The organism is Proteus vulgaris (genome assembly GCF_033708015.1).
Classification (GTDB): Bacteria; Pseudomonadota; Gammaproteobacteria; order Enterobacterales; family Enterobacteriaceae; genus Proteus.
Map to the genome: position 1 here is coordinate 1348887 of NZ_CP137920.1, position 13501 is coordinate 1362387.

A 13501-nucleotide genomic window follows, 5' to 3' on the forward strand; every position below is an offset into this window, starting at 1 on the left:
CTTTGTATGATTTATTATATCTCTATGTTTGAAAAGGAAAACGTATGGCTTTTTTATCTTTAAAAAAGCGAGGGAGAGTGCTCACCCTTATTTTAATTGTTGCCGCTATTGGCACGTACTTTTTTTTGCCAAAAGAGAAGGCACCGATATATCAAACACAGCAGATCACGCGAGGTGATCTGTCAAAAGAAGTCACCGCAACAGGTAAACTAGATGCTGTGCGTAAAGTTGATGTGGGGGCACAAGTCAGTGGTCAATTACAATCGCTCTTTGTAAAAGAAGGGGATGTGGTTAAAAAAGGGGACTTACTCGCCATTATAGATCCTAAAAAAGCGCAAAATGACGTCACTGAATCTCAAGAAACAAGTAATGAGCTTAAAGCTAATCTTCAACAAGCACAGGCCGAATTACGTTTAGCGCAATTAACTTATCAACGTCAATTAAAACTCATTGGCACTCATGCTATTGCACAAGATGAGCTTGATCGCACTAAAACCGATGTCGAAGTAAAAAAAGCACGCATCATCACTTATCAAGCACAAATTAAAAAGAATCAAGCGACGTTAGATACTGCAAAAACGAATCTGCAATATACACGGATAACCGCGCCTATGGATGGGGTTGTGACCTTTATTAAAACCCTTGAAGGCCAAACGGTAATTGCAGCACAAGAAGCACCGACTATTTTAACGTTGGCTGATTTAGACACCATGTTAGTAAAGGCAGAAGTATCAGAAGCGGATGTCATTTATTTAAAGCCGGATCTTAGCGCCTCTTTTACGGTTTTAGGTGCACCAGATAAAGCTTTCAGCGGTAAATTGAAAGATATTTTGCCTACACCTGAAAAAATTAATGATGCTATTTTTTACTATGCCCGTTTTGAAGTACCTAATGAACAACATTTATTACGTTTACAAATGACTGCGCAAGTTAAAATTCTTATCGAAAATAAGAAAGATGTGCTTCTCGTTCCACTTTCTGTATTAGGTGATGATGCAGGAATTAATGAATATTATGTTGATGTATTGGTTAATGGTCAGCCAGAAAAGCGTACAGTAAAAATAGGTATGCGTACTGATGTTTATGCAGAAGTTCTCAGCGGATTGAAAGAAAACGATGAGGTTATTCTGGGTGAAGCTTCAGGAGATGCATGATGCCTGCATTATTAGAGCTCAATGAGGTTAGCCGTTTATATACCAATGGTGAAGAAGAAACGGTTGTTCTCAATAAAGTTTCATTAACGATTAATGCTGGAGAAATGGTGGCGATTATTGGCGCTTCTGGCTCTGGAAAATCGACTTTAATGAATATTTTAGGCTGCTTAGATAAACCAAGTTGCGGTGAATATAAAGTGGCAGGGCAAAGTGTTGCGAAAATGGAAGGTGATCAGCTTGCTGCATTACGCCGTGAGCATTTTGGCTTTATCTTCCAGCGCTACCATTTAATGGCGCATTTAAGTGCAGAACAGAATGTCGAAATTCCCGCGATTTATGCAGATAAAAATGCCGCTCAACGAAAAGAGAGGGCTCGCGAGCTCTTAACGCGCTTAGGATTAGGCGATCGTGTTGATTATCGCCCCAATCAACTCTCTGGCGGTCAGCAACAGCGTGTAAGTATTGCTAGAGCATTAATGAACGGTGGTGAAGTCATTCTTGCTGATGAACCCACAGGGGCATTAGATAGCCATTCTGGTAAAGAGGTGATGTCTATTCTTAAACAATTAAATGAACAAGGGCATACGGTTATTATCGTTACTCATGATCCTTTAATTGCAGCACAGGCAGAGCGAATTATAGAAATAAAAGATGGTAAAATTATTAATGATAATTGCCATCAAATAACGGTAAATAAAGTAAAAAAAGAGACAACAACGGCTTTAGCTTCTCCCTATTTAGGGCAAATATTCGGGCGTTTTACACAAGCATTAGATATGGCTAGGCGCGCAATGGTGGTGAATAAAATACGCACGTTGCTAACGATGCTCGGCATTATTATCGGTATAGCCTCTGTTGTTACGATTATTGTCATTGGGGATGCTGCTAAAAGCATGGTATTGGCAGATATAAAGGCGATTGGCTCGAATACAATTGATATTTATCCAGGGAAAGACTTTGGTAGTGATTCACCAGAAGATAGACAATCGTTAACACTGCAAGATGTCTTCGCTTTAAAGCAACAATCTTACGTACAAGCGGTTACACCACAAGTACAATTTAGTACACGATTACGCCGTGGAAACCAAGATTCGCCTGCATCTGTTACAGGGGTTAGTGATGATTATTTTACTGTGTATGCGATGAAGTTTTCACAAGGCCGCTCATTTACACCTGATATGATCCAGCGGCAAGCTCAAGTTGTCGTTATTGATGAAAATACCCGTCAGCGGTTCTTTCCTACTCAAAAAGAGGTTATTGGTGAACAAATTATTATTCGCAATATTCCCTCTACAATTGTTGGTGTTATTGCTGAAAAGAAATCGGCTTTTGGCAATGGTCAATCGCTCAAAGTATGGGTGCCTTATAGCACATTAAATAGTCGTATTTTAAATCGAAGTTATCTTGATAGTATTACAGTAAGAGCTACTGAAGGTTATGACGCCAGTGTTGCGGAGCAACAAATTATCCGTTTATTAACGATCAGACACGGTAAAAAAGATATTTTTACTTATAACCTTGATAGTTTTATTAAGGCCGCTGAAAGCACAACACAAACAATGCAACTGTTTCTCACTTTAGTGGCCGTTATTTCATTAGTCGTCGGTGGGATTGGTGTAATGAATATTATGCTGGTTTCAGTAACGGAAAGAACGCGAGAAATAGGTATTAGAATGGCGGTGGGGGCTAGAGCGAGTGATGTGATGCAACAATTCCTTATCGAATCTGTGTTGGTTTGTTTAGTTGGTGGATTATTAGGAATAGGCCTTTCATTTGGTATTGCGATGGTGGCTAGTGTTATGTTGCCTGATTGGCATTTTGTATTTCAACCCATTGCATTAGTGAGTGCTTTTATTTGCTCGACGGCCATTGGTGTTATTTTCGGATTTTTACCCGCAAGAAATGCAGCAAAAATGAATCCAATAGATGCCCTTGCGCGTGAATAGAGAATAACTCAAACGATAAGATAAAAGCCCTTAAATTATAAAGGGCTTTTATTTGAATGAGTTAGGCATTCTATTTAACTAGAGTACGTTATCGTGAGCAAAAGGTATTTTTATTGGGTTAATCTATGCTGTATTTACCTTTTATTCGATAATAGGAATGATAAGGTCAGCATGATCACCTTTAGGCCCTTTTATCGTGCTATAATTAACTTTCTGTCCCGCTTTAAGTGTGCGGTAACCTTCCATTCTGATTGTTGAATAGTGGGCAAAAATATCATCGCCACCTTTTGCTGGGGTAATAAAACCAAAACCCTTTGCATTATTGAACCACTTTACTGTACCTGTCTCCATACTTAGCTTCTCTCATATACTTGTATTTATTTGTTTAACATCACTTTCAGTATATTTACTGAGCTGTTCATAAAACATACTCTATTTTATTGTTTCAATCGTCAAGAGGTGGAGGGGATAGAAAGTGTTTCGAGTAGATGAAATTTTGATGTAGCTAACGCTTTGTCATTTTTTGAATGTAAAAAGAAGGAATAAAAAAGCGTTGATAGGCAGACTTTCCTGTGAGATGGTAAACTAAATGTCATAATTGAAAGTGATGTTTAACAAAACTATGAGTAATGCAAAACAATGGGTCAGTTTGATTTTTTAACAGAAACCACGTTAAGGGATGATGTTCATCAGAAAAATGAGCCACCAGCAATGTATAAGGTGATCTTGAATAATGATGATTACACTCCCATGGATTTTGTTGTAGAAGTGCTTACGATGTATTTTTTTCTTAGCGAGGAAAAAGCAACGCAAATTATGTTGGACGTTCATCATAAAGGAAAAGGAGTTTGTGGGGTTTATAGTGCGGATATTGCCGAAACAAAAGTGGCTCAAGTTAATCTGTATGCAAGAGAAAACGAATACCCACTTTTGTGTACTCTTGAACAGGCATGATCCGGTTAGTCTTTTAAGGAGGAGGTGCTTATGCTTAATCACGAATTAGAGCTGAGTCTTAATGTTGCATTCGCGAAAGCCCGTGATAACAGACACGAATTTATGACTGTAGAGCACCTGTTGTTGGCGCTATTAAGTAATAAATCGGCACGCGAAGCATTGGAAGCTTGTAAAGTCGATCTGGCAGTCTTACGCGAAGAACTTGAAGTCTTTATTCGTAAAACAACCCCAATTCTACCTGAAAATGTGGACAGAGAAACACAGCCAACGCTGAGTTTTCAGCGTGTATTACAGCGCGCTGTTTTTCATGTTCAATCATCGGGTAAAAATGAAGTCACAGGTGCTAATGTGCTGGTGGCTATATTTAGTGAACAAGAATCTCACGCAGCTTACTTATTACGTAAACACGATGTTAGTCGTCTTGATGTCGTTAACTTTATTTCTCATGGTATTTCAAAAGAAGATCAACAAAACGAAGATCTTTCTGACATGAATGATATGAACGCACAATCTCAGCAAGAGATGCCTCAAGGTGACGATCATATGGATAATTTTACCACTAACCTTAATCAGTTAGCTCGCCAAGGTAAAATTGATCCCCTAATTGGGCGCCAAGCTGAATTAGAAAGAACTATCCAAGTATTATGCCGTCGTCGGAAGAATAACCCCTTATTAGTGGGGGAATCAGGTGTCGGTAAAACAGCTATCGCAGAAGGGCTTGCATGGCGTATTGAGCAAGATGATGTGCCTGATGTGATGAAAGGTTACACTATTTATTCACTCGATATTGGTTCGTTATTAGCGGGAACAAAATATCGTGGCGATTTTGAGAAACGGTTTAAAGCATTACTGAAAACCCTTGAAAAAGATGAAAAAAGCATCTTATTTATTGATGAGATCCACACCATTATCGGTGCTGGAGCAGCATCTGGGGGACAAGTTGATGCCGCAAACTTAATTAAACCATTGTTATCTGGTGGTCGAATTCGTGTTATAGGCTCTACGACTTATCAAGAATTTAGCAATATCTTTGAAAAAGACAGGGCGCTCGCGCGTCGTTTCCAAAAAATTGATGTCACTGAACCCTCTCCAGATGAGACGGTTTTGATCATCAAAGGATTGCGCCAGAAATACGAAGCACACCATGATGTACGTTATACCAATAAAGCGATTCAGGCTGCGGTGGACTTATCTGTAAAATACATTACGGATAGACATCTACCTGATAAAGCGATTGATGTTATTGACGAAGCAGGTGCAAAAACACGTTTAATAGCTCCAAGCAAACGTAAAAAAACGATTAATGTCTCAGATATTGAGTCGGTCGTCGCTAAAATTGCACGTATTCCGGAAAAAACAGTTTCTAGCAGTGATAAATCAATACTGAAAAATCTTGATAACCAATTAAAAATGTTGGTATTCGGTCAGGATCAAGCAATTCATGCTTTATCTGAATCGATTAAGATGAGTCGTGCAGGATTAAGTCAAGAGAATAAACCCGTGGGCTCGTTCTTATTTGCAGGTCCTACTGGGGTAGGTAAAACGGAAGTCACTGTACAGTTAGCAAAAGCGTTGAATGTTAAATTGCTACGTTTTGATATGTCGGAATATATGGAAAGGCATACGGTCAGTCGTTTAATTGGTGCGCCTCCAGGTTATGTTGGTTTTGACCAAGGTGGATTATTAACAGACGCTGTTATCAAAAATCCCTATTCCGTTGTGTTACTTGATGAAATCGAGAAAGCACATCCTGATGTATTCAATATTCTGTTGCAGGTAATGGATAACGGCACATTAACGGATAATAATGGTCGTAAAGCTGATTTTCGTAATGTCATTTTAGTGATGACAACCAATGCCGGTGTGCGTGAAACGCAACGTAAATCGATTGGGTTTACAGAGCAAGACAACAGCACTGATGCGATGGTTGAAATCAAAAAAGCTTTCTCACCCGAATTTCGTAACCGTTTAGATAGTATTATTTGGTTTAATGCCTTATCACCAGAAATTATCTCTATGGTTGTGGATAAATTTATTGTTGAACTACAAGTGCAGTTAGATGATAAAGGGGTATCGCTAGAAGTTAGCCAAGAAGCACGTCAATGGTTGTGTCATAAAGGTTATGATAGAGCGATGGGTGCAAGACCAATGGCGCGTGTTATTCAAGATAACTTGAAAAAACCATTAGCTAATGAGATTTTATTTGGTTCTCTTGTCAATGGTGGTTCAGTTTCTGTGACGCTTGATAAGCTGGCAGATAAATTGAATTATGAGTTTATTAGCCAAGAGAAACTGGCTAAGAATGAAGACACCGTTATCTAAGGATAGCGGTTAATCTGACTAAGCTATAAAAGCATACACCACAGGTGAGCATCGATAAATGCCTTGCCTGTGGTGTTTTTTTCACCCGTTATATGACAATAGCGGGAGAGAACAGATTGGGATCAACGGCTACGGAAGATGATACGGCCTTTGCTCAGGTCATATGGGGTCAGCTCAACGGTAACCTTGTCGCCTGTCAGGATACGAATATAGTTTTTACGCATTTTTCCTGAGATATGAGCGGTAACGACGTGTCCGTTTTCTAATTCTACACGGAACATCGTGTTTGGCAGAGTATCCAGTACAGTGCCTTGCATTTCAATGTTGTCTTCTTTGGCCATCTAATCCTCTAAGTTTTAATAACCATATTTTTTAAACGGCAAGATAATGCCGAAAATATTGTCCTATGTAAAGGAATGTTATTGGGAAGCAATGGTGTTCACCTTGCTATTGCACTTAACATCCTTACCGCAACTTGCGTTTTACTTTGTGAAATAAAAAGTAATAACAGAAGTCGTAATTCTTTGTTTTGTGGTATTTGTAGCAATAAAATAGCAACACCCTAACCACATAATGGGTGTGCAAGATAAAATTTTTGTATAAACCTTTTTGCATAAATAACAGAATGATCTTCTCGATTCTGTCTTAAATTAAGAAGGGCTTTACAAAAACAAGCAGTGATTATAATTCCAACGATTGCTGATACCAACACTTTTTATCAATAATCACTTTTTTCCAACGAGCTAACGCAACTAAATAATGTTCACGTGAAATCTCAGTGGCGCCTAATGAGGCAGTATGAGAGTTTAGCACCTGACAATCAAATAGTTGACCCCCATAACGAAGAAAATGGTTATAAAAAGCAATAAAGGCACATTTAGATGCGTTATCTCTACGGCTAAACATAGATTCGCCACAAAAAACGGCGCCGATGTTTACACCATATAATCCTCCAATGAGTTCATCATCTTCCCAAACCTCAACAGAGTGAGCTTCACCTTGTTGATGAAGCGCGTTATAACCTGTTTTTATATCAGGACCTATCCATGTTCCTTCTTCACGTACAGAACATGCTTCAATAACTGAAGCAAAGGCATGATTTAACGTAATTTTATAATTCTGGCGCTGAATAAATTTACGTAAACTACGCCCAATATGCAAATCACCCGCCGATAAAACCGCTCTTGGGTCGGGTGACCACCATAGCGGTTCCTCGTTAGGGAAATACCAAGGAAAAATACCCGATTGATAGGCAATACGTAATCGTGCAAGGGAGATTTCTCCCCCTATTGCTAATAAACCATTAGGCTCTTTTAACGCTAAATGAGGTTCTGGAAAATCCAAATCACTATCATCTAATTGAAACAATGGCATATTATGCCTCGTGAGTTGGTGTTAATAGCGCTTGTCTTTGGTGAAACTTAGCATAATGCCCCTGTTGGTGTAATAACGAAGCATGGGTGCCTGTTTCAACGATTTTACCGCCATCCATAACGCAGATTTTATCCATTTTATCTAAACCATGAAGTCTGTGGGTGATCATTAATACCGTCTTACCTTGGCAATGCTGATGTAAGAGTGTAAGGATCTGCTGTTCTGTATCGGCATCAAGACCTTCTGTTGGCTCGTCAAGCAATACAAGAGGTGCATTGTGGAGTAGGGCTCTTGCAAGTCCTAAACGTCGCTGCTCGCCACCAGAGAGCTGCCTACCACCATCACCCATCCATGCATTTAAGCCTTCATCATTTTCAAGTAGTTGTCCAAGACCAACTTGCTGAAGAACCTGTTCAAGCTCTTCATCTGTTGCTTGTTCTTTTGCCATTAATAGATTTTCTCTTAATGTGTGGCTAAAGACATGAACGCGTTGAGGGACAACTGACATCATTGAACGTAATGTCGCTTCATCATAATTAGCAATAGGCACATTATTTAAACTGATCGTGCCGTGAGTCGGATCAAAAGCGCGATTGATCAACTGTAATAGTGTCGATTTGCCACAACCTGTTTTTCCTAATAAGGCAATGTGTTGTCCTGCGTCAATCGTTAAATCAATATGATTGATGACTTGCATTGGTTGGTTTGGATAAGTAAAACAAATATCGTGCATTGTCAGTGTGGCGTGATTGTTGGATTCTCCTCCTTTTTCAGGAAAAGTGACATCAGGTTGTTGTTCAATTAAATGAGAAATACGCGTTGCTGATGTCATTACTTGTCCTAGATGCTGGAAAGCGACAGTAACAGGCGCTAATGACTCAAATGCTGCCAATGCACAGAACGTAAATAAGGCAATTAATGCTTCTGGCATAAAGCTATTATCGATACCTCCCGCCGCCAGCCATAGAATTAATGTCGCTGTTAGACCCGATGCGAGGATCATTAATGATTGTGATAAACCGGTTAAGTTTGCTTGTTGAGCTTGTCTACGCAGCCATTTAGCTTCAAGTTGCGCTAAATTTTGCCTAAAACGAGGTAATGCACCAAAAACAGTGAGTTCGGCTTGTCCTTGCAACATGCTGGTAAGTACTGTGCGATATTGACCTCGTAAATCGGTGAGATCACGTCCAATAGGCTTTCCTGCGTAGTAGAATACGAAAGGCAAAACAATCAGCAAGGTAAGCATAATGCCACCTAGCGTATTGGCTAAACGAGCATCGATTAAGCCAAGGCCAAACATAATTGCCATAATGACAACAAAAGCGGCAATGATAGGGGAAATAACGCGAATATAAAGGTGATCGAGTGTTTCAACATCAGCCACTAAGCGGTTCAGTAACTCACCTTGACGAAAACGCGCTATTCCACCCGGTGAAAGCGGGAGGATCTTTTTAAAGGTGAATACACGTAGGTGCGATAATACGCGAAATGTTGCGTCATGACTGACAAGTCTTTCAAAATAACGACCTGCGGTACGAAAAATTGCAGCACCTCGAACGCCTGCCGCGGGTAGCATATAGTTAAAACTATAAATTCCCGCAAACCCCGCAAGAGATGTCCCTGCTAAAAACCAGCCTGATAGTGTTAAAAGACCAATACTCGCCAGTAACGTCAGAATAGCAAGAATAATTCCCAGCAGTAACATAAACCAGTGACGGCGATAAAGCGCCAGAAAAGGAAGCAATACCCTCATGATTAAAGTTCCTCTTTACGATGAGCAAGAAGGCGAGCAAAAGTGCCGTTCTGTTGGCTTAACGATGCATAAGTGCCCGTTTCAATAATTTGGCCTTTTTCCATCACCCAAATTTGGTCGTAACCGAATGTTTCTTCGAGTAGATGTGTAATCAGTAAGGTCGTTTGATTTAATGAGGCGTTATTAAGTGCATGCATCACACGTTGTTCACTATGAGAATCAAGGCTTGCAGCAGGCTCATCTAATAACAAAAATTGACAAGGAGACAATAGAGCACGAGCAACAGCAATACGCTGAGCTTGACCAACAGAAAGGCGTGCAGCACCATCGCCAATAATCGTATTTAAGCCGTCAGGTAACTCATTAATAAAATCGCTGACATACGCTTTTTCAATGGCTAGGTTGATTTGTTCATTGCTGGCATTAGGCTGGCTTAAGCGAATATTATCCAGCAAGCTTTGTTCGGGTAAATTAGGATTCTGACCAACCCAACTTAAGCATTGACGCCATGCTTCAGGCGAGAGTTGCGTCAATTCAATATCATTAACTTTTAATGAACCTCGATAAGGTAAAAAACCAAGCAACGCATTTAATAACGAGCTTTTGCCTGCGCCACTTAGACCGACAATTGCAATTCGTTGATTAGGGTTAATGGTAAAGTTTAATGGACCCGCAAGTTTGACACCTTGATGCGATAGAATTTCTAGCTCATGAGCGGTTATTTTAATACTCTCTGTTGTATTGATACGCTCATTGCCTGTGAATTGTGGTTTTTCACCTTCGGCTTCTAAAAATTCGACCAGAGATTCAGCCGCACCAATGGCTTGTGCTTTAGCATGATAGTAAGTACCTAAATCACGTAGAGGTTGAAAAAATTCAGGGGCTAAGATCAGCGCTAAAAAGCCTGAGAAAAGTGTCACTCCTAAACCATAACTCCCGAAATTAAGTTCACCTAAGTAAGAAAAACCAAAGTAAACAGCTACAACAGCGATAGAAACAGCAGTAAAGAATTCCAATACGCCTGATGAAAGGAATGCCATTCTTAACACTTCCATGGTACGTTTGCGGAAATCTTCTGTTGCTTCCGTAATCTGTTTAACTTCAGCATGACCACGGTTAAATAATCGTAATGTATCTAACCCTCTTAATCTATCGAGAAAATTACCACTTAAACGGCCTAATGCGAGAAAGTTTCTACGATTAGCATCTGCTGCACCTAATCCAACTAATGCCATAAATAATGGGATCAGTGGGGCGGTGAAAAATAGGATCAAGCCAGCAGCCCAGTTAACAGGGAAGATGGTGATAAGGATAAGGAGAGGAACAATAGCAGAAAGATACATTTGCGGGATATAGCGCGCATAGTAATCTTGCATATCTTCTATTTGCTCTAGAATAATTGTTGCCCAACTTCCTGCGGGTTTGCCTTTAACCCAGACAGGGCCTAGCTCTTCAAGTCTATCAAGAACAATTTTACGAATTTGTTGTCTGACCGCCATACCACAGCGATAACCTACACGTTCCCGTATCGCCATCACCACAGCGCGTAAGATAAAAATACCAATAAGGGTGAGAAAGGTAGGTATGTGCGTATCACGACTCAAACTGTCCATGATAAATGCTTGAAGTAAAACGGCTAATAACCATGCTTGTGCAATAATTAATAAACCGCTTACAACACCTAGGATCATTGATAGCCGTAGCCATCGACGGGCTGGAGCACTTTGCTGTTTCAGCCATCGAACCAATTCACTTTGTTTAGTTTTATCCATAAGAAAAGATTCAAATCTGCAGGTGAGATACAAAGTATCAGAAAGGCCAAGGGTAAGTAGTTATACGCTTTGGCAACCAAGCTAGTATGTTACATGGTAAAAGGCGCTACTGAAATAGCGCCTTGAAAGGAAGTGAGGATTTTAGTTGGATTTTAGTGCGTCTAAGTAACGTTCGGCATCTAAAGCCGCCATACAGCCTGTACCTGCGGAGGTAATTGCTTGACGATAAATGTGATCCATGACGTCACCAGCTGCAAAAACACCCTCGATAGAGGTTTGTGTTGCATTACCTTGAGTACCTGATTGCACTTTGATGTAACCATTGTCCAGTTCTAATTGACCATCAAAAATAGCGGTATTAGGACTATGGCCAATAGCGATAAAGACACCCATAACATCTAATTCTTCGGTTTTATCGCTCTTAGTATCTTTTAAGCGAACTTTCGTTACACCCATATCATCGCCAAGAACTTCGTCTAAGGTACGATCAGTATGCAAAATAATATTGCCACTGTTTACTTTGTCCATTAGACGGTTAATTAAGATTTTTTCAGAACGGAATGCATCACGGCGGTGGATCAGATGAACTTCTGATGCAATATTAGCTAAATAAAGTGCTTCTTCCACAGCGGTATTTCCGCCACCGACAACAGCAACTTTCTGGTTACGATAGAAAAAACCGTCACATGTTGCACAAGCAGAAACGCCTTTGCCTTTAAAAGATTCTTCTGAAGGTAAACCGATATAACGTGCAGAAGCACCTGTTGCGATAATTAATGCATCACACGTATATTCTTGCTCATCGCCAAATAGGCGGAATGGACGGTTTTTCAGATCGACTTTATTAATATGGTCAGAGATAATCTCTGTATTAAATTTTTCAGCGTGCTGAAACATGCGGTCCATTAATCCAGGACCTGTTAATCCCTCTGGGTCACCGGGCCAGTTTTCAACTTCTGTTGTTGTAGTCAGCTGACCGCCTTTTTCAACACCCGTAATCAGTACTGGTTCTAAGTTTGCTCTTGCAGCATAAACGGCGGCAGTATAACCCGCAGGGCCAGAACCTAAAATAATAAGTTTGCTATGTTTGATGGTGTTCATGTATACCTCATCTCTGATTAGGCGTGATGCGAATTGAGGGATTGTAGGAGAAATAAGACGTTAAAAAAAGCCAATGACGAGAAATAGACATAATATTTTAGCTATTTTAGCAATAGTTAATACTAATATAGTTTAATAATTATAGAGTTATATTGGGCTAACATCATCGAATTAACCTGAAACATTTTGCTTTACAATTGATGTTTATCTTGCGTATATAGAGAATAACATAGCGCCTTGTTCTGATTTTTACTCATTTGCTTTGACAATCCGCTGTACATTTGCGAAAACATGATTGTTAAAGATAATTATCCTCGGATGTTACGCGTATTATTTTTTAGACAGACAGGGTGTAGGGTAGTTATTTTGCGATATTTCCTAATGGGTATTTGGATAAAATAGAATTTTTATCTGGTATTAAAAGGAAATAGATTGGTAGTTTGCTCTGACCGTTTGATACCGAAGTTTCGACAGTGATGCTGAAGGTGTACACAGGTATGGGTATAGGAAAATAAAGTAAGAGAAAAAGAGAAAGAGAGTATAGTGATGATTGATAATAAAAAACGTCCGGGTAAAGATCTTGATAGAATAGACCGGAATATTCTAAATGAGCTTCAAAAAGATGGTCGTATTTCAAACGTTGAGCTGTCTAAACGTGTAGGTTTATCACCAACACCTTGTTTAGAGCGTGTACGTCGTTTAGAGCGCCAAGGATTTATTTCTGGCTATACTGCACTGTTAAACCCACATTACTTAGATGCTTCATTATTGGTATTTGTGGAAATCACCTTAAACCGTGGTGCACCAGATGTTTTCGAACAGTTTAATATGGCTGTTCAAAAACTTGAAGAAATCCAAGAATGCCATTTAGTTTCTGGTGATTTTGACTATCTGTTGAAAACTCGTGTACCTGATATGTCCGCTTACCGTAAATTACTAGGCGAAACACTATTACGTCTTCCAGGTGTTAATGACACACGTACATACGTGGTTATGGAAGAAGTTAAACAAAGTAACCGCCTTGTAATTAAAACTCGTTAAGTCAACTTAATAGGTTGGTGCAAAGCAGGAAAAAGTTAGGTACACTCCTGTTTATGCATACAGTTTCAACGCTGGGGTATCTCA

Annotated in this window: 11 protein-coding genes; 5 read left to right on the forward strand and 6 right to left on the reverse strand. The window is 39.7% G+C overall.

Annotated features, from left to right (window positions below):
* Window positions 1-44: 44 nt before the first annotated feature.
* Together macA and macB are read left to right on the forward strand one after the other, a co-directional pair.
* Complete coding sequence (gene macA, locus SB028_RS06305) at window positions 45-1154, forward strand: macrolide transporter subunit MacA (protein WP_069368167.1); 1110 nt, start codon at window positions 45-47, stop codon at window positions 1152-1154.
* Window positions 1154-3100 (forward strand): macrolide ABC transporter ATP-binding protein/permease MacB, encoded by a 1947-nt coding sequence (macB, locus tag SB028_RS06310; protein WP_069368168.1) that lies wholly within the window; start codon window positions 1154-1156, stop codon window positions 3098-3100. The genes macA and macB overlap by 1 nt, the downstream gene beginning before the upstream one ends.
* 141 nt (window positions 3101-3241) lie before the next feature.
* Here macB and cspD read toward each other — a convergent pair whose 3' ends face one another.
* Window positions 3242-3451 (reverse strand): cold shock domain-containing protein CspD, encoded by a 210-nt coding sequence (gene cspD, locus SB028_RS06315; RefSeq protein ID WP_023581298.1) that lies wholly within the window; start codon window positions 3449-3451, stop codon window positions 3242-3244.
* A 288-nt stretch (window positions 3452-3739) separates the two neighbouring features.
* On the opposite strand from cspD, the gene clpS reads away from it, so the two are divergent.
* Both clpS and clpA read left to right on the forward strand, forming a co-directional pair.
* Window positions 3740-4054 (forward strand): ATP-dependent Clp protease adapter ClpS, encoded by a 315-nt coding sequence (gene clpS / locus SB028_RS06320; RefSeq protein ID WP_069368169.1) that lies wholly within the window; start codon window positions 3740-3742, stop codon window positions 4052-4054.
* A gap of 30 nt (window positions 4055-4084) precedes the next feature.
* Entirely contained in the window at window positions 4085-6376 is a 2292-nt protein-coding gene (gene clpA / locus SB028_RS06325) for an ATP-dependent Clp protease ATP-binding subunit ClpA (RefSeq protein ID WP_069368170.1), read from the forward strand.
* Between the two features lie 122 nt (window positions 6377-6498).
* Here clpA and infA read toward each other — a convergent pair whose 3' ends face one another.
* From infA to trxB, 5 genes are all read right to left on the reverse strand, one after another.
* Window positions 6499-6717 (reverse strand): translation initiation factor IF-1, encoded by a 219-nt coding sequence (gene infA, locus SB028_RS06330; protein WP_004244560.1) that lies wholly within the window; start codon window positions 6715-6717, stop codon window positions 6499-6501.
* Between the two features lie 340 nt (window positions 6718-7057).
* The gene (gene aat, locus SB028_RS06335; RefSeq protein ID WP_069368171.1) at window positions 7058-7750 is read right to left on the reverse strand and encodes a leucyl/phenylalanyl-tRNA--protein transferase; all 693 of its coding nucleotides are present in this window, start codon (window positions 7748-7750) and stop codon (window positions 7058-7060) included.
* Between the two features lies 1 nt (window position 7751).
* The gene (cydC, locus tag SB028_RS06340) at window positions 7752-9503 is read right to left on the reverse strand and encodes a heme ABC transporter ATP-binding protein/permease CydC (protein ID WP_069368172.1); all 1752 of its coding nucleotides are present in this window, start codon (window positions 9501-9503) and stop codon (window positions 7752-7754) included.
* A 2-nt stretch (window positions 9504-9505) separates the two neighbouring features.
* Window positions 9506-11275, reverse strand: coding sequence for a heme ABC transporter permease/ATP-binding protein CydD (cydD, locus tag SB028_RS06345; protein ID WP_069368173.1), 1770 nt, complete (start codon window positions 11273-11275; stop codon window positions 9506-9508).
* 141 nt (window positions 11276-11416) lie between these two features.
* The gene (gene trxB / locus SB028_RS06350) at window positions 11417-12376 is read right to left on the reverse strand and encodes a thioredoxin-disulfide reductase (RefSeq protein WP_069368174.1); all 960 of its coding nucleotides are present in this window, start codon (window positions 12374-12376) and stop codon (window positions 11417-11419) included.
* A 546-nt stretch (window positions 12377-12922) separates the two neighbouring features.
* Here trxB and lrp point away from each other — a divergent pair.
* Window positions 12923-13417, forward strand: a complete 495-nt coding sequence (lrp, locus tag SB028_RS06355; protein ID WP_004244566.1) for a leucine-responsive transcriptional regulator Lrp — start codon at window positions 12923-12925, stop codon at window positions 13415-13417.
* Window positions 13418-13501 lie beyond the last annotated feature (84 nt).